Source organism: Nocardia sp. NPDC004068, from assembly GCF_042874315.1.
Taxonomy (GTDB): Bacteria; Actinomycetota; Actinomycetes; order Mycobacteriales; family Mycobacteriaceae; genus Nocardia.
In genome coordinates, this window is the sequence record NZ_JBIAMW010000002.1 from 77,334 (window position 1) to 95,948 (window position 18,615).

18 protein-coding genes and 1 pseudogene are annotated in these 18,615 nt (G+C 69.6%); 16 read left to right on the forward strand and 3 right to left on the reverse strand.

The window, feature by feature from the left end:
* The first annotated feature begins 19 nt into the window (after positions 1-19).
* From ACFYTQ_RS04425 to hisG, 10 genes are all read left to right on the forward strand, one after another.
* Positions 20-706: an HAD family hydrolase gene (locus tag ACFYTQ_RS04425; protein ID WP_387357174.1), complete on the forward strand. Its 687-nt coding sequence runs from the start codon at positions 20-22 to the stop codon at positions 704-706.
* 96 nt (positions 707-802) lie between these two features.
* The gene (locus ACFYTQ_RS04430; protein ID WP_387357176.1) at positions 803-1,618 is read left to right on the forward strand and encodes a class I SAM-dependent methyltransferase; all 816 of its coding nucleotides are present in this window, start codon (positions 803-805) and stop codon (positions 1,616-1,618) included.
* Between the two features lie 149 nt (positions 1,619-1,767).
* A complete protein-coding gene (locus ACFYTQ_RS04435; RefSeq protein ID WP_387357178.1) occupies positions 1,768-3,201 on the forward strand; it encodes a phenylacetate--CoA ligase family protein in 1,434 nt (477 codons plus the stop codon).
* The gene (locus ACFYTQ_RS04440; protein ID WP_387357180.1) at positions 3,201-4,271 is read left to right on the forward strand and encodes a ThiF family adenylyltransferase; all 1,071 of its coding nucleotides are present in this window, start codon (positions 3,201-3,203) and stop codon (positions 4,269-4,271) included. Before ACFYTQ_RS04435 ends, ACFYTQ_RS04440 begins: the two co-directional genes overlap by 1 nt.
* Positions 4,272-4,507: 236 nt before the next feature.
* Positions 4,508-5,287 (forward strand): arpA protein, encoded by a 780-nt coding sequence (locus tag ACFYTQ_RS04445; protein ID WP_387357182.1) that lies wholly within the window; start codon positions 4,508-4,510, stop codon positions 5,285-5,287.
* A 14-nt stretch (positions 5,288-5,301) separates the two neighbouring features.
* Positions 5,302-6,105, forward strand: coding sequence for a class I SAM-dependent methyltransferase (locus ACFYTQ_RS04450; protein ID WP_387357184.1), 804 nt, complete (start codon positions 5,302-5,304; stop codon positions 6,103-6,105).
* Positions 6,102-7,919: a choline/carnitine O-acyltransferase gene (locus ACFYTQ_RS04455; RefSeq protein ID WP_387357186.1), complete on the forward strand. Its 1,818-nt coding sequence runs from the start codon at positions 6,102-6,104 to the stop codon at positions 7,917-7,919. Before ACFYTQ_RS04450 ends, ACFYTQ_RS04455 begins: the two co-directional genes overlap by 4 nt.
* A 42-nt stretch (positions 7,920-7,961) precedes the next feature.
* Positions 7,962-8,528: a GNAT family N-acetyltransferase gene (locus tag ACFYTQ_RS04460; RefSeq protein WP_387357187.1), complete on the forward strand. Its 567-nt coding sequence runs from the start codon at positions 7,962-7,964 to the stop codon at positions 8,526-8,528.
* A 37-nt stretch (positions 8,529-8,565) separates the two neighbouring features.
* Entirely contained in the window at positions 8,566-8,847 is a 282-nt protein-coding gene (locus ACFYTQ_RS04465; RefSeq protein WP_387357923.1) for a phosphoribosyl-ATP diphosphatase, read from the forward strand.
* A gap of 50 nt (positions 8,848-8,897) precedes the next feature.
* Positions 8,898-9,749 (forward strand): ATP phosphoribosyltransferase, encoded by an 852-nt coding sequence (gene hisG, locus ACFYTQ_RS04470; protein WP_387357189.1) that lies wholly within the window; start codon positions 8,898-8,900, stop codon positions 9,747-9,749.
* 176 nt (positions 9,750-9,925) lie between these two features.
* On the opposite strand, the pseudogene ACFYTQ_RS04475 reads toward hisG, so the two are convergent.
* Positions 9,926-10,807, reverse strand: a pseudogene (locus ACFYTQ_RS04475) (RecB family exonuclease); the annotation flags it as partial.
* 81 nt (positions 10,808-10,888) lie between these two features.
* Between ACFYTQ_RS04475 and ACFYTQ_RS04480 the strand changes: the two are divergent.
* Complete coding sequence (locus tag ACFYTQ_RS04480) at positions 10,889-11,722, forward strand: tRNA (adenine-N1)-methyltransferase (protein ID WP_387357191.1); 834 nt, start codon at positions 10,889-10,891, stop codon at positions 11,720-11,722.
* Between the two features lie 207 nt (positions 11,723-11,929).
* Here ACFYTQ_RS04480 and ACFYTQ_RS04485 read toward each other — a convergent pair whose 3' ends face one another.
* A complete protein-coding gene (locus ACFYTQ_RS04485; RefSeq protein WP_387357193.1) occupies positions 11,930-12,418 on the reverse strand; it encodes a hypothetical protein in 489 nt (162 codons plus the stop codon).
* A gap of 246 nt (positions 12,419-12,664) precedes the next feature.
* On the opposite strand from ACFYTQ_RS04485, the gene arc reads away from it, so the two are divergent.
* The 3 genes from arc (at position 12,665) to ACFYTQ_RS04500 (ending at position 16,671) form a co-directional block, all read left to right on the forward strand.
* A complete protein-coding gene (gene arc / locus ACFYTQ_RS04490) occupies positions 12,665-14,425 on the forward strand; it encodes a proteasome ATPase (protein WP_387357195.1) in 1,761 nt (586 codons plus the stop codon).
* A gap of 93 nt (positions 14,426-14,518) precedes the next feature.
* Entirely contained in the window at positions 14,519-15,151 is a 633-nt protein-coding gene (locus ACFYTQ_RS04495) for a TetR/AcrR family transcriptional regulator (protein ID WP_387357197.1), read from the forward strand.
* Positions 15,148-16,671 (forward strand): ArnT family glycosyltransferase, encoded by a 1,524-nt coding sequence (locus tag ACFYTQ_RS04500; RefSeq protein ID WP_387357199.1) that lies wholly within the window; start codon positions 15,148-15,150, stop codon positions 16,669-16,671. The genes ACFYTQ_RS04495 and ACFYTQ_RS04500 overlap by 4 nt, the downstream gene beginning before the upstream one ends.
* A gap of 9 nt (positions 16,672-16,680) precedes the next feature.
* Here ACFYTQ_RS04500 and ACFYTQ_RS04505 read toward each other — a convergent pair whose 3' ends face one another.
* Entirely contained in the window at positions 16,681-17,397 is a 717-nt protein-coding gene (locus tag ACFYTQ_RS04505) for a peptidylprolyl isomerase (protein ID WP_387357201.1), read from the reverse strand.
* A gap of 185 nt (positions 17,398-17,582) precedes the next feature.
* On the opposite strand from ACFYTQ_RS04505, the gene ACFYTQ_RS04510 reads away from it, so the two are divergent.
* Positions 17,583-17,846, forward strand: coding sequence for a hypothetical protein (locus ACFYTQ_RS04510; RefSeq protein ID WP_387357202.1), 264 nt, complete (start codon positions 17,583-17,585; stop codon positions 17,844-17,846).
* Positions 17,847-17,922: 76 nt separating this feature from the next.
* Positions 17,923-18,603 carry a TIGR00266 family protein gene (locus ACFYTQ_RS04515; RefSeq protein ID WP_387357204.1) on the forward strand — a complete coding sequence of 227 codons (681 nt, stop codon included), beginning with the start codon at positions 17,923-17,925 and terminating at the stop codon, positions 18,601-18,603.
* Positions 18,604-18,615 lie beyond the last annotated feature (12 nt).

Sequence of the window (18,615 nt, forward strand, 5' to 3'; positions counted from 1 at the left end):
GGATGAGAGGGTGGGAGTCGTGGAGACGTACGAGGTGACGGGGTTGGCGGGCGTGCTGTGGGATATGGACGGCACGTTGCTGGACTCGGAGAAGCTCTGGGATGTGGCGATGCGGGAGCTCTCGGTGGAGCTGGGCGGGGAGATGACCGATGCGACCCGGCGGGCGTTGATCGGGGCGGCGGCGCCCGAGGCGTTGCGAATCACGTTCGCGGGGTTGGGGATCGAGCCCACCGCGGAGCAGGTGGTGGCGGCGGGGGAGTGGATGCAGGGGCGGATCGTGGAGCTCATGGCCGGGGAGATTCCGTGGCGGCCGGGGGCGCGGGAGGCGTTGGGCATGGTGCGGGCCGCGGGGCTCGCCACGGGGCTGGTGACCAATACGACGCGGGCGGTGACGGAGTTGTGTCTCGACACGCTCGGGCGGGAGCACTTCGATGTGACCGTGTGCGGGGACGAGGTGCCCCGCGGTAAGCCCGCACCCGATCCGTACGCGCGCGCGGCCGAGTTGCTGGGGGTGGCGACCGGCGCGTGCCTGGCGGTGGAGGATTCGCCGACCGGATCGCGGGCGGCGGCCGCGGCGGGCTGCGCGGTGCTGGTGGTGCCGTGTGAGGTCGCGGTGCCCGAGCGGCCGGGGATGATCTTCCGGGACTCGCTCATCGGGCTGACGATCGAGGAGTTGCGCGCGGCGCACGCGGCCGCACTGCGGTGATTCTCGGCCATCTTCGCCGGAATGCCGAGATTCGAGCCTGATTTGCGGCAGTATTGCTGACGACCGCTCGCCACGTCGTCGGAAGGGTCGGCACCCATGACCGCTTTCAAAACCTTCCCCGGAGTCAGCACGGAATGGGCGCTCGGGGACTATCAACGATTCGCCAAGGCGGCGCTGCGGGATTTGGGACCGCAGCTGGTCGCCGCGTGCGAAATCGGGCCGGGCGCCCAGGTATTGGATGTCGCGACCGGAACGGGTAACGCCGCGATCGCCGCGGCCACGCGCGGCGCGGAGGTGGTCGCCGCGGACGTGAGCAGCGACGCCTTCCTCGACGGCAAGGTCGAGGCCGCCGCGCGCGGCGTGGCCGTCGAATGGGTCGAGGCCGACACCCAGGACCTCCCCTTCCCCGACTCCTCCTTCGACGTCGTCACCTCCTCCTCGGGCGCCGTCTTCGCGCCCCGTCATCAGGACGTGGCCGACGAACTCATCCGCGTCGTCCGCCCCGGCGGCACCCTCGGCCTGATCACCTGGACCCGCCGCTCCTGGATCTGCGAGATCCTCGCCACCCTCGCCTCCTACGTCCCGCCGCCGCCCGACTCGCTCCCGGTTCGCCTGTGGGCCAACGAGGATCACGTGCTGTGGCTGTTCGGCGACCGCATCTCCACCTTCGAGACCACCACCCACCGCCTGCGGCTCACCGCGCCCACGCCCACCCACTTCATCGAATTCTTCGAAACCTCCTTCGCCCCCATCCAATCCACCTTCGCCGCCCTGCTCGACCATCCCCAGCGCGCCGCGGCCCTGCACATCGACCTGCTCGACCTCGCCGAACGCCTCAACCTCGCGCCCGCGGGCGAACCGGCGGAATACTTGTTCGAGTACGTCGTCATGAAGGCCACCACCGTGGCCTGAACCAGCCTGTGCGCGCGGCGAATTCGACGCGCCGGGAGGCAACGCCGAGACAACCGGCCGGTCGGGATCATTCGGCCGCGGCGGTGCGGCAGCCGTAGTAATCTCGCCGAGCAGGGCCGTCGGGCCCCGAGCTCGAGGGGATCATGCGGATGGAGTCGTCGTGCGCCACGGAGGCCGGACCCGTGGGTTCGGTCCGGGCCGTGGAACTGTTCCACCGGGCCGCCGCCGAGGTGCCCGCCTATCGACAGTTCCTCGCCGACAACGGGATTCGCGCCGAGGAGATCCGCACGGCGGCGGACTTCGCCGCGGTCCCCGCCGTCACCAAGGCCAATTACCTGCGCCGCTACCCGCTCCCGGAGCAACTGTGGCGCGGTGACATCACCCGGGCGGGCACCTGGTCGACGAGTTCGGGCTCCACCGGCGAGCCGACGTACTGGCCGCGCGATCGGGTATCGCTGGCCGACAGCGTGACCATGTACGACCGCATCTTCCGCGCCTGCTTCGAAACCGACCGTCGCAGTACGCTTCTGGTGATCGGCTTCGCGCTCGGCAACTGGATCGGCGGCACCTACACCTACCGCGCGGCGCTCGAGCTGCGCGACCGCGGGCATCGCGTCTCGGTCGTCGCGCCCGGCATCGACATCGACACGATCCTGCGTGACATCACCGATCTCGGGCCGCACTACGACCAGGTGGTTCTCGCCGGGTATCCGCCGTTCGTCAAGGACGTGCTCGATCAGGCCGGGCCGCGCGTCCGCGGCCGGGAACTGCGCCTGCTGCTCGCCGGGGAGAACATCACCGAACAATGGCGCGCCCACATCCTCGACCGCATCGGCCGGCCCGGCGAACCGTGGCGCGTCTGCCTCATGTACGGCACCGCCGACGCGGGCGTCATGGGCTACGAGACGCCGCTGACCATCGCGATCCGCCGTCTCGCACACCAGGATTCGCGCCTCGCCGAGGAGCTGTTCGGCGGCGGGGCCGCGCTGCCGACCTTCGTCGAATACGACCCGCGCCTGCGCTACACCGAGGTCGACGCCGCCGGCCGCTTCCTGTTCACCGTGGACAGCACCCTGCCCCTGATCCGCTACCGCATCAACGACGAGGGCACGATCCTGACCCCGTCGCGGCTGGCGGAGACGCTGCGCCGCCACGGTCATCGCCTGCCCGCCGACGAGGTTCGACCGGACACCGGATTCCTGGCCCTGCGCCGCCGCGCCGACGTCGCCGCCAGCTTCTACGCGGTCAAGCTCTACCCGGAGAGCGTCCGCGCCGCCCTGGAGGACCCCGTCATCCGCACTCTGGTGAGCGGAAAGTTCGTGCTGAGCACCGAGATCGGCGACACCTTCACCCAAACCCTGTGCCTGCGTGTCGAGATGCGTCCCGGGGTCGAACCGCCGCCGGGCTTCGCGGACCTGATCGCCCATCGCGTCACCGCGACCCTCGACCGGACCAACGGCGAATACCGCAAGTTACGCGCCACTCTCGGCCCCGCCGCCGAGGTCGCCGTCGCGGTGGACCCCTTCGGCGGCGACCGATTCCGATACGACATCAAACACACCTACGTGGAAAGCGGCGGCTGATGGAGATCCTCGACCCGGTCGTCGACGCGGACCGGATCGCGGCACTGCTCGACCCGGACTCCGGTTACCGGCTCGTCGACGTGTGCGACACCGCGCGCGAGGAACTCGCCGCCATCGACCCGGCGGCCGCGCCCGGCGCGATCCGGTACGCGGTATACGACTGGCGCGCAACGATTGTGCGGCTGCCGGACGCGGAGACCTTCTGGCGGCTGCGTACCGCGCGCAACCGCTACCTCATCGACGAACCGGAGCAACGCCGCTGGTCGTCGGCCCTGATCGGCATCGCGGGCCTGAGCGTCGGCGCGTCGGCGCTGTCGGTGTGCGCGCTGACCGGCGCCCGGCGCTTCCGGCTGGCCGAGCACGACACCCTCGGCCTCACCAACCTCAACCGGCTCTCGGCCTCGATCTGCGATATCGGCGTCGCCAAACTGACTCTGGCGCAACGTCGCCTGTTCGAACTCGACCCCTACAGCTCGGTCACCGCGTTCCCGAACGGCTACCGCGCCGAGACCGCCGCGTCGTTCCTCGGCGCCGACGGCGAACCGCTGGCGGTGCTGATCGAGGAGATGGACGATCTCGCCGCCAAGGTCGACATCCGCCGCCGTGCCCGGACCGCGGGCATCCCGGTGGTGATGGCGACCGACAACGGCGACAACGCGATCCTGGACATCGAACGCTTCGACCTCGACCCCGACTACCCGCCCTTCCACGGCCGGGCGGGCGACCTCACCGAGATCACTCCCGAGACACTGCGGGATCCCCGCGGCCGGGCCGCCCTCGCCGGGCGCATCGTCGGCACCGAGATCACCCCGCGCACCCGCTTCTCGCTCACCGAGGTCGGCCGGTCGCTGCCCTCGTGGCCCCAATTGGGCACGGCCGCAACGGTCGCCGGGGCGGCGGCGGCCTACGCCGCGCGGCTCGTCGCGACCGGGCACCCGCTGCCGTCGGGCCGGTACCGCGTCGACCTGGACCGTGCCCTGCTCGGCGCGGCCGCGAGCGAGGCCGACCGCTGGAACGAGTTGAGCGAGGCCGACTTCGTGGCCGCGATGTCCGATTGTGCGCGCGAATAGATCCGACCGGCCTGACTACCGGTGAGTTTGTGAGCTGCCCAACTATCCGCGCAAACACGCCGTGCGCGGGGTGGGGGGAGGTCACAATGATCGGCATGGTGTCTGGAAGCGGGGGTCGGGTAGACACGTGCGTCTCGGAAGGGGATGGGACAGAGGACAACTCGCGGGCGCTCCTTCGAATAGTCGATACCGGTCGGTATCCCCTGATCGACGAGCGGGGCGACGGCCGCCGGGCGGTGGTCGAGCGGGCGCGCGCGGAGCTGGCGGCGGACGGCTGCACGGTGCTGCCGGGCTTCATCCGCCCCGAACTGCTCGAGACCCTGCGGGCCGAGGGCGCGGAACTGGCGCCGCGGGCGTACTACACCGTGGAACGGGTCAACGCCTACAACATCCCCCTCGACACCGAACTGCCGCCGGACCACCCGGCGCGCATCGTGCTCGAACGCGGAAACGCCTTCGTGGCACGGGATCTCATTCCGCGTACGGCGCTGATCCAGGTGCTCTACACCAGTCCGGTGTTCCAGCGCTTCGTCGCCGACTGCTTCGGCCTGGCCGAATTGCACGAGTTCGCCGACCCGTTGGCGGGTCTGTGCCTCAATGTCGTCGCGCCCGGGAATTCGCATCCCTGGCATTTCGACACCAACGCCTTCACCGTCTCCATGCTGACCCAGGAGCCCGAGGGCGGGGGAATCTTCGAGTACTGCCCCAACATTCGCACCCCGGAGGCGGAGAACCTCGCCGACGTCCGGGCCGTGCTGGACGGATCGGGGGAGCGGTTCACGCGCCGGCTGCGGCTGCGGCCCGGCGACCTGCAACTGTTCCAGGGGCGGTTCTCCCTGCATCGGGTCTCGCCGGTCAGCGGCGAAACCCAGCGCCACACAGCCATCTTCGCCTACAGCGAGCGGCCCGGAATCATCGGGACCGTGGAACGTACCCGGCAACTGTTCGGACGGGTGCTTTCGGATCATGTTGCCGCCGCCGAGAATTCGGTGCGCGGTGATCAGCTACTCGACTGATTAAGGATGCGCCCGTGCCGGTTTCGTTGCACAGTACTGGAAAAGCCTCGTTCGACGACATCTACGACCGTCCCGACCCCGCCGCCTACTACCGCCGCATGGCCGAATTGGACTATGTCATCCCGGAATTGGCGAAGCCGCACTTCCAGCGACTCATCGACGAACGCGACGCCACCACGGTGCTCGATCTGGGCTGCTCCTACGGCGTGAACGCGGCCCTCCTGCGCTTCGACACCACCGTCGCCGACCTCGCCGAGCACTACCGGACCGGCGACACCGACGCCCGCATCGCCCGCGACCGCGACCGGCTCGCGGCCGGGGACCGGCGACCGGACGTGCGGTTCGTCGGCGTGGACGCCTCCGCCCCGGCGCTGGACTACGCCGTCGCCGCGGGCCTGCTGCACGACGCCGTGCACGCCGACCTCGAGACGGACGATCCGACCGAATCGCAACGGCGCGTGCTCGCCTCGGCCGATCTCATCGTGTCCACCGGCTGCATCGGCTACATCACCGACCGCACCCTGCTGCGGGTGGTACGGGCGCACGGCAGCCGGTTGCCGTGGATGGCACACTTCGTCTTGCGCATGTTCGACTTCGAGCCGATCGCGCGGCGGCTGGCCGAATTGGGCTATCGCGTCGAGCGGCGCCCGGGCACCTTCCGCCAGCGGCGCTTCGCCTCCGAGGGCGAGCAGGCGCGCGTGCTGAACACGTTGTCCGACAAGGGAATCGACCCCACGGGACTCGAGGCGGACGGCTGGCTGCACGCTGAGTTGTTCGTCTGTATGCCCACCGACACCCACCCCGAGGATCGCCCGTGACCGACCGTACCTTCGCCTTCGACGATCAGTTGCCCCGCGTGCCGCTGCCCACCCTGGAGGACAGCTGCGCCCGCTTCCTGCGGTGGTGCGCGCCGCTGCTGACCGAGGACGAGTACGCCGAAACCGAGGCCGCGCTCGCCGATCTGCGACGGCCCGACGGCCCGGGCCGCAAATTGCACGCGGACCTGGCCCGGTTCGACGCCGAGCCCGGCGTCGCCAGCTGGCTCGACGAGTTCTGGCCCGCGCGATATCTGGGCCGCCGCGACCGAATCGCGTTGAACGCCAACTTCTTCTTCCTGTTCGGCGACGACACGCCGCTGGCGCAATCGACCTCCGCCGACCAGGCCGAGCGCGCGGCCGCCCTCACCGCGGCGGCGGTGAACTACAAGCTGCTGCTCGACCAGGAGGCCGTGCCCCCGGTGGCGCAGCGCGGGCAGCATCTGTCGATGGCGCAGAACAAGTTCCTGTTCTCCGAGACGCGCATTCCGGGCGATCCGCAGGACACCGTCCGGGTGCCCTACAGCCCGGAGTGGCCGGGGCCCTCGCAGGCGCGCCACATCCTGGTTTTCTTCCAGGGCAACATGTTCCGGATGGACGTGATCGGGCCCACCGGCGTGCCGCACGCGCCGAGCGATATCGCCGACGGGCTGCGCGAGGTTCTCAAGGCGGGCGCGCGCCGCGCCCCGGTCGACACCTCGCCCGGTCATCTGACCACGCTGGCGCGGGCGCACTGGGCGGGGGTGCGGGCCGAACTGCTGGCCGATCCGACCAACGCGGCGGCGCTCGAGATCATCGAAACCGCCCTGTTCTGTGTGTGTCTGGAGGATCTCGCGCCGCGCGACGAACTGCACGCGTGCGATCAACTGCTGCACGGCGACAGCGGTAACCGGTGGTTCGACAAGGCGGTGTCGTTCGTCGTGTTCGCCGACGGGCAGGCCGGGATCAATGTCGAGCACTGCGGGCTCGACGGCACCACCATCCTGTCGTTCGTGGACACGCTGCTCGCGACGCCGGTGACCGAGCACGCCGAGCGCTCGGGCGCGCAGCCGCAGGGCCTGCCCGCGGTGGAACCGGTCGAGTTCGCGCTCGACGAGCGGCTGCGCGGTGAGATCGCCTCGGCGGCAGCCGATTTCGCGCGGTTCGCGGCCGACAACGCCACCACGATCGTGTCGTTCGAGGACTTCGGCACGAATCGGGCCAAGACACTGGGCATTTCGCCGGACGCCTTCGCGCAGCTGTCGTACCAGCTGGCGCATCGGCGCAGCAAGGGACTCACCGGCGCCACCTACGAGTCCATCGCCACCCGGCAGTACCGCAACGGCCGCACCGAGGCCATGCGCGTGGTGACCCCGCAGATCGTGGAGTTCGTCGAGGCCATGACCGACCCGGACGCCGACACCGCGACCCGGCTGGCCACGGCCCGCGCGGCCGCCGACGCGCACGTCGCCCGTGCCAAGGAGTGCCAGCGCGGCGAGGCGCCCGAACAGCATCTGTGGGAACTGCAACTGATCCAGCGTCGCCGCGGCGAGCAACTCGGAGCCACCGAGCCCATGCCGTTCTACGACAGCCCCGGCTGGCTCATCACCCGCGACGACTACCTGAGCACCAGCTCCGCGCCCTCGGTCAACGTGCGGTACTTCGGGTTCGGCTGCACGAGCCGCAAGTGCATCGGCGTGGCCTACGTGCTGCTGCCGGATCGCTGGAACATCTATCTGGCCACGCCGACCGAGGTCGCCGATCAGATGCACGAGTTCGCGAAGCAGCTGCGCATCGCCGTCGCCGAACTCGAACAGCTGCTGTCGAGCGCCGGATAAATCGGATGCCGCGCCGGGTGGACCGGCGGTAGCGTCGCGGATATGACCGCAGCGCGGACACCGCAGTTCACCTGGCGGCGGCTGGCCCCCGGCGACTTCGGGTTGCTCGCCGGGTGGCTCGCCCAGCCGCACGTTCGGCGCTGGTGGAATCACGAGTTCACCCCCGAGGCGATCGAGCGGGACTTCGGCCCGGTCACCCGGAACGAGGAACCCGCGGAGGATCTGGTGGTCTACGCCGACGGCACGCCCGTCGGCCTGGTCCAGCGCTGCCGGTGGTGGGACTACCCCGAATATCTGGACGACCTGGTCGAACTGGTCGACATCCCGGACGAGGCGCTCACCATCGACTATCTGATCGGCGAGGTCGGACTCATCGGGCACGGACTCGGCACGGCCATGATCCGGGCGATCCTCGGGGGCACCTGGATGGAGTATCCGCGCGCCGACTGCGTCATCGTGCCCGTCGCCGCCGCCAACGTGGCCTCCTGGCGGGTGCTGGAGAAGGTCGGTATGCGTCGCGTCGCGCGCGGGCACATGCGGCCGGACAATCCCGTCGACGACGGCGACCACGTCGTGTATCGGATCGATCGGCCCACGCGCGGGGAGTGAGCGGCCCGATACTCGGTTGCGGGAGATACGCCCACATCTGAAACAATGGGTCCCCGTGAAGACTTTCGAAACCCTGTTCGCCGAGCTGCAGGACCGCGCGGTCAATCGCCCGGCGGGATCCGGCACGGTGGCGGCGCTGGATGCCGGGGTGCACGCGCAGGGGAAGAAGGTGCTCGAGGAGGCCGGTGAGGTGTGGCTGGCCGCCGAACACGAGAGCGACGACAGCCTCGCCGAGGAGATCTCCCAGCTGCTGTATTGGGTGCAGGTGCTGATGGTGGGCCGCGGGCTGCGGCTCGAGGACGTGTACCGACATCTGTGAGGGGCACGGCCCCCAGTCGACACTCCCACCCTCTCCGGAAGGACATCCCCATGCTTCGCGTCGCCGTGCCCAACAAGGGCGCCCTGTCGGAATCGGCCGTCGAGATCCTCACCGAGGCCGGATACCGCAAGCGCACCGACTCCCGCGATCTGTCCGTGCTCGACAACGCCAATCAGGTCGAGTTCTTCTTCCTGCGCCCGAAAGACATTGCCATCTATGTGGGTTCGGGCGAGCTGGATCTGGGTATCACCGGACGTGACCTGGCGCTGGACTCGGGTGCGCCGGTGCAGGAGCGGCTGAGCCTCGGGTTCGGCCGCTCCACCTTTCGCTACGCCGCCCCCGCCGGGCGCGAGTGGAAGGTCGAGGACCTCTACGACAAGCGCATCGCGACCTCCTACCCGAATCTCGTTCTGCGCGACCTGAATTCGCGCGGGATCGAGGCCGAGGTGATCCGCCTCGACGGCGCGGTGGAGATCTCCATCCAGCTCGGCGTGGCCGACGCCATCGCCGATGTGGTCGGCTCGGGCCGAACCCTGCGGCAGCACAACCTGATCGCGTTCGGCGAGACGCTGTGCGATTCGGAGGCGGTGCTGATCGAGGCGGCCGGGGCCGATCGCCGCGACCGCGCCCGCAATCAGCTCGTCGCCCGGATCCAGGGGGTGGTGTTCGCGCAGCAGTACCTGATGCTCGACTACGACTGCCCCAAGGGTCTGCTCGACGCGGCCGTCGAGATCACCCCCGGCCTGGAGTCGCCGACCGTCTCGCCGCTGGCCGATCCCGGCTGGGTGGCCGTGCGCGCCCTGGTGCCGCGCAAGCAGGGCAACGACGTGATGGACCGACTCGCCGAACTCGGGGCCAAGGCCATCCTGGCCACCGACATCCGCTCCTGCCGCGCGTTCTGACCTCATCGGTCCGGTCCCGATTCGGGCCGGTCCGGGTACGGGGGCGGGGTGGGCGCTGATTCGGGTCGGCTCGGGTACGGGGGCGGGGTAGGTCCGGATTCGGGTCGGCTCGGGTGCGTGGGCGGGGTGGGTCCGGATTCGGGTCGGCTCGGGTGCGTGGGCGGGGTGGGTCCGGATTCGGGCCAGCCCGGGTGCGTGGGCGGGGTGGGTCCGGATTCGGGCCAGCCCGGGTAGGGCGGCGGGGTGCCGCCCTGCGCGGGGCACAGCGCGCGGTAGTCGCAGAACTCGCAGGCGCGGCTCGGGTTGGCCGGGAAGTCCCCGGTGCGCCCGGCCGTGCTGATCGCCGTCCACAGCGCCGAGAGGATGCGCTCGAAGCCCAGCAGGCCCGACTCGTCGGGTAGGTAGGTGAGGATCTGGCCGTCGGCGAGGTAGAGCAGCCGCAGCTGGGCGGGGACCACGCCCCGGGTGCGCAGCATGATCAGCGCGTAGAACTTGAGCTGGAACAGCGCCCGGCCCTCGAAGCCGATCGCGGGGGCGCGCCCGGTCTTGTAGTCGACGACCCGCAGCTGCCCGGTGGGCGCGACATCGATGCGGTCGACGTAGCCGCGCAGCGGGGAGCCGTCGGCGAGTTCGACCTCGATCAGCGATTCGCAGGACTGCGGCTCGAAGGCCGTCGGATCCTCGAGCCGGTAGTAGCCGCGCACCAGGCGGCGCACCTCGTCGAGGAAGCCCTCGGGACCGTCGGGGACCAGCGCGCCGACCTCCGGGCGTTCGGCCAGCAAACGTTCCCACGCAGGGGTGACCAGCGTGTCCGCGCGGTCGGGGACCCGTTCGCCGCTCGGTAGCCCGTAGAGCGATTCGAGCACCGAGTGCACCAGCGTGCCGCGCACCGCGTACCGGCCGGGCGGCTCCGGAATCCGATCTATCGCGCGCAGCCGGTATTTCAGCGGACATTGTTTGAAATCGATTGCGCGCGAGGGCGACAGCGCGAGCCCGCGCGGGGCCGCGCCGGATGCGGCGGTGGGGGTTGCCGGGGTCGGCGTCGCGGGCGCTGTCATGAGTGGCAGGCTATCCGGGGGCACCGACAAATTCGGCACACCCGCATCAGCCTGGAAAAAGACGCAGCAGAACGGAGATCCATGACGGCCAGACGGACCGGTCCATTCACCACCGGTGACCGGGTGCAGCTGACCGACGCCAAGGGCCGCCAGCACACGGTCGTGCTGGAGGCGGGCAAGGAGTTCCACACCCACAAGGGACCGATTCGCCACGACGACCTGATCGGCGCCGACGAGGGCTGCGTCGTCCAATCCGCCAACGGCACACCGTATCTCGCGCTGCGCCCGCTGCTGATCGACTACGTGCTGTCCATGCCGCGCGGGGCCGCGGTCATCTATCCGAAGGACGCCGCGCAGATCGTGCACGAGGGCGATGTGTTCCCCGGCGCGCGGGTGCTCGAGGCCGGGGCCGGATCGGGCGCGCTGACGTGTTCGCTGCTGCGCGCGGTCGGGCCGACGGGCACGGTGGTCTCCTACGAGATCCGCGACGACCACGCCGAGCACGCGATCCGCAATGTCGAGCGATTCTTCGGCGAACGCCCCGCCAACTGGTCGCTGACCGTCGGCGACGTCGCCGAATACGCCGGTGACCAGGTCGACCGCGCGGTGCTGGACATGCTCAAACCGTGGGACGCGCTGCCCGCGGTGGCCAAGGCGCTGATTCCCGGCGGTGTGCTGATCGTCTACGTCGCCACGGTCACCCAGCTGTCGGAGGTGGTCGAGGCGTTGCGCCAACAGCAGTGCTGGACCGAGCCCCGCGCCTGGGAGTCGCTGATCCGGCCCTGGCACGTCGTGGGTTTGGCGGTGCGCCCCGAACACCGGATGCAGGGACACACCGCGTTCCTGGTCAGCGCCCGCCGCCTCGCCGACGGCGTGGTCCCGCCGAAACCGCAACGGCGGCCCTCCAAAGGGTGAGGGTGTCGAAATCGCGACGGCGGCCGTCCAAAGGGTGAGGGTGTCGAAACCGCAACGGCGACCGTCCAAGGGGTGATACGGCGAACGCACCCCGATCCGAATCCGCCCGAAGCGGACGAGTTTGCGCGGAAGGGGTGCGTTCGCGTGTCGGCACTTGCGCGGCGGCGCGCGGTGCGATGTGCTGGAAAAGTGCAGCGACTCAGGGATTTACGCCTGGCAGGGCGCCTTGCCCATGGCCAGGATCTGACACGCGCTGGCATCGGAGAGCTGCCAGCCCGACCCGGCGCGCTGCCAGGTCATCGGCATCGCCGGGGCGGCGCCGTGCGGCGAGGCGATGACCACCTGCGCGGTGGCGGTGTCGCCGTCGACCTTCACGTCGGACACGGTGAACCCGATCGTGCCGTAGTTGGCCAGGCCCTGGGTCATGGTGTCGATGTTGGTCGCCCGCTTCTGCCCGTCGACGATCAACTTCTCCTTCTCGGCGGTCGGCTTGGCCGGATCGACGAAACCCGCCAGGGTCGCCTGCAACGACTCCGGTGTGGGGGCGGCCGCGGGCTGCGCGCCGGCGCCCGTCGCGGAGCTGGTGACGCTGGTCACAGCGCTGCTGGGCGTGCTGCTGGCTGGAGCGTCGTCGGACGAGTCCGACCCGCACGCCACCAGGCCCGTAACGGCGAGGGCCCCGAACGCGGTAGCCACGGAAACACGAACAGTCCGTGCGACGTTGCCACTACAACGGGTTCGGCCGGTGGGAAGGAGCATCGGCTACACACCTTTCGGTTCGGTCCGGCGAAATTCGCTCGTCGGAAACGGGTTAGGGCAGGCTAACATGGTTGTCCGGCCGCAGGCCGCCACCGAGATGTGATCACGACGAAACCATGTCGGAAAGCGAGAACGGTTCGCGCCCGGTAGCGTTGATAGACCGGGACTGGGAGGAGCAGCATCATGAGCCCCATCGAGAATTCGGATTCGGCGGCCTGGAGGGAACTCGAGGCAGTACGCGCCGAGGCGGCTGCACTCCGAAGGCAACTCGCCGACTCGCCGGATCGGTCAAGGGAATTGGAAGCGCGGATCGATTCGCTGACGATTCGCAACACCAAACTCATGGACACCCTGAAGGAAGCCCGCCAGCAACTGGTCGCCCTGCGTGAAGAGGTCGACCGGCTGGGTCAGCCGCCGAGCGGCTACGGCATCCTCATCGGCGTCTACGACGATCAGACGGTCGACGTGTTCACCTCCGGCCGCAAGATGCGCCTGACGTGCTCGCCGAACATCGACACCAGCACGCTGCACTACGGGCAGACGCTGCGCCTCAACGAGGCGCTCACGGTCGTCGAGGTGGGCACCTACGACCAGACCGGTGAGATCGGCACGCTGCGCGAGGTTCTCGACGACGGCCGCCGCGCCCTCGTGGTCGGGCACGCCGACGAGGAGCGCGTGGTGTGGCTGTCGGGCCCGCTGAGCCGCCTGGTCGACGTGGACGACGTCGACGATCCCGATCAGCCGATCCGCCGGTTGCGCCCCGGCGACTCGCTGCTGGTCGACACCAAGGCCGGCTTCGCCTTCGAGCGCATCCCCAAGGCCGAGGTCGAGGACCTGGTCCTCGAGGAGGTGCCCGACGTCGGCTACGAGGACATCGGCGGCCTGTCCCGGCAGATCGAGCAGATCCGCGACGCGGTCGAACTGCCCTTCCTGCACAAGGACCTGTTCCACGAGTACGCGCTGCGCCCGCCGAAGGGCGTGCTGCTCTACGGCCCGCCCGGCTGCGGTAAGACGCTCATCGCCAAGGCGGTCGCCAACTCGCTGGCCAAGAAGATCGCCGAGGCCCGCGGCGAGGACGCCAAGGAGGCCAAGTCCTTCTTCCTCAACATCAAGGGCCCCGAGCTGCTGAACAAGTTCGTCGGCGAGACCGAGCGGCACATCCGCATCATCTTCCAGCGGGCGCGCGAGAAGGCGTCCGAGGGCACGCCGGTGATCGTGTTCTTCGACGAGATGGACTCGATCTTCCGCACCCGCGGTTCGGGCGTCTCCTCCGATGTGGAGACCACGGTCGTGCCGCAGCTGCTCAGCGAGATCGACGGCGTCGAGGGCCTCGAGAACGTCATCGTGATCGGCGCGTCCAACCGCGAGGACATGATCGACCCGGCCATCCTGCGGCCCGGCCGCCTGGACGTGAAGATCAAGATCGAGCGGCCCGACGCCGAGGCGGCGCAGGACATCTTCTCGAAGTACCTCACCGAGACGCTGCCGCTGCACGCCGACGATCTGGCCGAGTTCGGCGGCGACCGCGCCAAGTGCACCAAGGCGATGATCGAGCGGGTCGTCGAGCGCATGTACGCCGAGAGCGAGGACAACCGCTTCCTGGAGGTCACCTACGCCAACGGGGACAAGGAGGTCCTGTACTTCAAGGACTTCAACTCCGGCGCCATGATCCAGAACATCGTGGACCGCGCCAAGAAGTACGCGATCAAGTCGGTGCTCGAGACCGGCAACCCCGGCCTGCGCATCCAGCATCTGTTCGATTCGATCGTGGACGAGTTCTCCGAGAACGAGGACCTGCCCAACACCACGAATCCCGATGACTGGGCCCGCATCTCGGGCAAGAAGGGCGAGCGGATCGTCTACATCCGCACCCTCGTCACCGGCAAGAACGCCTCCGCCAGCCGCGCGATCGACACCGAGTCGAACACCGGCCAGTACCTGTAGACACGCGAGTCCGCGAGGCCGCGCTCCCGTTGGGGGCGCGGCCTTTTCGTGTGCGAGCTGGCCAATCATGGCCGCGTGATCTAAAATTTGGCCATGCGGCCAGAAAATGAGCCGGGTGGTCGACGGCGCTCGTTCATCGAGGAGGCGCGGCGGCGGCAGATCATCGCGGCGGCGGTGGAGGTGATCTCCGAGGTCGGGTATGCGAGTGCGTCGTTGGCTCGGATCGCGAAGCGGGCGGGGATCTCCAAGGGGGTGATCTCGTATCACTTCGACGGCAAGGACGAGCTGATGGCCGAACTGGTTGTGCAGCTCTATGTTTCGGGGGCGGAGTTCATGGCGCCGTTGGTCGAGGCGGCCGAGGGGTGGCGGGCCAAGTTCCTGACCTATCTCGAGTCGAATCTCCAGTTCATCGATGCCAACCGGACGTATGTCGCGGCGCTGACCGAGGTCGTGCTGAATCTGCGCAAGCCCGACGGCACGCCGCGGTTCACCTCGGTCGACGGGGAGGAACCGGTCATCGCCCCGCTCATCGAGCTACTGCGCGAGGGCCAGGCCGACGGCACGTTCGGCGACTTCGATCCGGTGGTGATGGCCAAGATCGTGCGCGACACCATCGACGGCGCGGCCGGTCGCGCGATCCGGGAACCGGACTGGGATGTGGGCCGATACACCGACGAGGTGTGCCGGTTGTTCGATCTCGCTACGCGAAAGGGGAGTGCGCGATGAGTACGACGGTGGAGACGGTGACGGGGGAAGGGAGAGTCGCCGAACAGCGGCCGCCGTTCGCGACGGCCGGGGTGGCGGCGGTGGTGGTCGTCGCGGCGGCGGGCCTACTCGCCTCGATCGGCCGGTACGGATTCTTCGGCGACGAGCTGTATTTCGTCGCCGCGGGCCGCCGCCTGACCGTGAGCTACGCCGATCAGGGCCCGCTGCTGCCCACCCTCGCCCGGCTGATGGATCTGCTCGCCCCGAATTCGCTGGTGGCGCAACGGCTTCCGGCGGTGCTGGTGACGCTGGCCGCCATCGCGCTCAGCGCCGCCATCGCGCGGGAACTGGGCGGCTCGCGGACCGCGCAGGTGCTGACGGCCGTCGGCTACGCGGTCTCGCCGTTCCTGCTGCCGCAGGGAACCCAGTTGTCCACCAACGCCATCGACACCGCGCTGTGGGTGCTGATCGGCTGGCTGCTCGTGCGCTGGGTCCGCACCCGCCGCGACGATCTGCTGCTGTGGGCGGGCGTGGTCACGGCGGTGGACATGCAGGTGAAGTGGCTGGTCCCATTCCTGTGGCTCGCCATCGCCCTCGGCGTGCTGCTGTTCGGCCCCCGGGAGCTGCTCCGCCGGCCCGCGCTGTGGTGGGGCGCGGCGATCGTGGCGATCACCATGCTGCCCAGTCTGTTCTGGCAGGCCCGGCACGGCTGGCCGCAGCTGGGCATGGGCGCGCAGGTCGCCGCCGAACAGGAGATGATCGGGGGTCGGCTCACCTTCGTCCCGCTCGCGCTGCTCGTCGCGGGTGGCCTCGGCCTGGCGCTGGTGGTCTGCGGATTTCTCGGCGTGTTCCGGCTGGAGTCGTTGCGGCCCTACCGTTTTCTGGCCGTCGTGCCGGTGGTGCTGCTGGTGGTGTTCGCCGCGACCGACGCCCGCCCGTACTACCTGGTGGGCGCCTATCCGATGGTCATGGCCGCGGGCGCGGTGTGGTGGACGCGGCGTCCCGCGCGCTGGCGGACGATCGTCGCGGGCGTGGTCGCGCTCGCCTCGGCGGCGACCGTGGTGGTGAGCCTGCCGTTGAAGCCGGACAGCGCGATCGAACCGGCCGCCGACGAGGAACAGGCCGCCCTGGCGATGAGCGTCTACGCGAAATTCGGCTGGCCCGAGCTGGCCGCGGCCACCGCCACGGCCTACCGCTCGCTGCCCGAGCCCGAGCGCGCCCACGCCGTCGTGATCGCCGACTCCTATTGGCAGGCAAGCGCTCTGGACTTCTACCGCACCGGCAACGCGTTGCCCGAGGTGTTCAGCCCCAACCGCGGCTTCGGCTATTTCGGCACGCCGCCCGATTCCGCGACCACCGTGGTCTGGGTCGGCGGCGACGGCGCCGAACCCCGGCGGCAGTGCGCGGCGGTGAGCCCGCTCGGCCGCGCCGACGCCCGGCTCGGCTTCCCTGGGATCACCCGCGACGTCACCATCTGGCGCTGCGCCGATCCGGTCCAACCGTGGTCGCGCGCCTGGCCGAACATGTTGCGGCTGGGTTGAATTCGGGGCTCACTCGGTCGTGGTCACCGACTGCAACACGATGGCCGAGGCCGGAGCCCCGTCCGGGGAACCGTCCTGCGTGCCGCCCGCGGCGATGTTCTGCAACACGTCCATCCCGGTGGTGATGTGGCCGAACGGGGTGTACTTCGGCGGCAGCGGGGAGTTGGAGTACACCAGGAAGAACTGGCTGCCGTTGGTGTTCGCGCCGGAGTTGGCCATGGCGACGGTGCCCGCGGGATACGTTGCGCCGTCGAGGTTCTCGTCGGTGAAGTGGTAGCCGGGGTCGCCGGTGCCGGTCGCGGTGGGGTCGCCGCACTGGAGCACGAAGATGCTCGAGGTGGTGAGCCGGTGGCAGCGGGTGTTGTCGAAGTACCGCTGATCGGAGAGGAACTTGAACGAGTTGACCGTGCGCGGGGCGCGGGCCGCGTCCAGGGCGATCGCGATCGTGCCGCAATTGGTCTGGAGATTCGCGGTGTAGGCGGCGTTCGGATCGATGGCCATGCCGGGCTCGGCGGGCCACTTCTGGTTCGTGGGCTGGGCGTCGGCCGCGGTCATGCAGCCGGGGGCGGCGGTGTGCGCGGCGCTGGGCAGGGCGGCCGCGCGGCCCGTCACCAGGATCGTGATCGCGAGCCCGGCGGCCAGCAGGCCCAGGCGGCGAATGGTCTTGCCGCGACCGCGCTTTCGGCGGGCGGGCGGGTTCGGGTCGGTCTGCGGAACGCTCTGCACCGGGGGGAGCCTCCTTGATCCGGTCACACGGGATGTCGTGGCGCATCATTCCATGCCGAACGGTGTGTCCGGGAGCGGAGTCGGCGAATCGATACGGAAAAGCCGGGCGCGGGCGTTGTGAGGTCCTACAGTGTGGCCCAGCAGTTGCTCGTTGACGACAAATATCCGGCGAGAACGGAGCGGAAATGAAACGCATCGCTGTGGGTGTGACGGGAGTGGGAATCGCGTTGGCCGCCGCGGCGGCACCGGCGTCGGCGACCCTCCCCGAGGGTGTGTATTGCGCGGGCACGCTGTGCGTGAACAGCACGAGCACCCCGCAGACGGTCACCGGCGTCGCCGTGTGCCCGACCGCGCAGCTGCCGGTGAGCTGGCTGGTCGAGCCGATGAGCGCCGCGTCGCTGGGGATGGTGTGCCCCACCGGCGTTGCGCCGCAAGCGGTTCAGTTCTGACGGCGTTCCGGTGAAGGGCGCCGCGGCCTCGGTCGCGGTGCCCTTTTCGATATCGAGCGCTGTTACTGTCGCCCGCATGAAGGTGCAGTTGCGGCACAACCCCTCCTCGACGGTCGCGCGGTGCTTCCTGTCCGGGGGCGAGCCGATGCGAGTGGAAACCGGTGCCATGCTGGCGCATTCGGCGGGGGTGACGCTGACGGCCAAGGCCGAGGGCGGTCTGCTCGCCGGATTGAAACGGTCGGTGCTGGCGGGAGAGTCGTTCTTCGTCTCCACGTTCACCGCGCCCCCGCAGGGCGGCTGGGTCGATGTGGCGCCCGCGCTGCCCGGCGACATGCTGTCGCTGGAGATCGCGCCGGATCGGCCGTTCTTCATCAGCCGCGGCAGCTGGATCGCCAATTCCCATGGCGTGCAGATCGAGACGAAGTGGGGCGGGCTGGCGAACCTGTTCGGCGGCGAGGGCGGTTTCGGCCTGCGCGCGCACGGGCAGGGCGAGGTGGTGCTCGGGGTGTTCGGCGCGATCGATGTCATCGACCTCGGACCCGGCGAACCGGTGACCATCGACAGCGGCCATGTGGTGGCCTACGACCTGGGCGTCGCCTTCAGCATCCGCCGCGCGGTCTCGGGCCGATCGCTGCAATCGCTGAAGTCGGGGGAGGGCCTGGTGTTCGACTTCACCGGCCCCGGCCGCGTGCTGTTGCAGACCCGCAACCCCGGCGCCTTCGCGGCCTGGGCGGGCGCGGTGACTTCTTCCGGATAAAAGGAGTCCGGG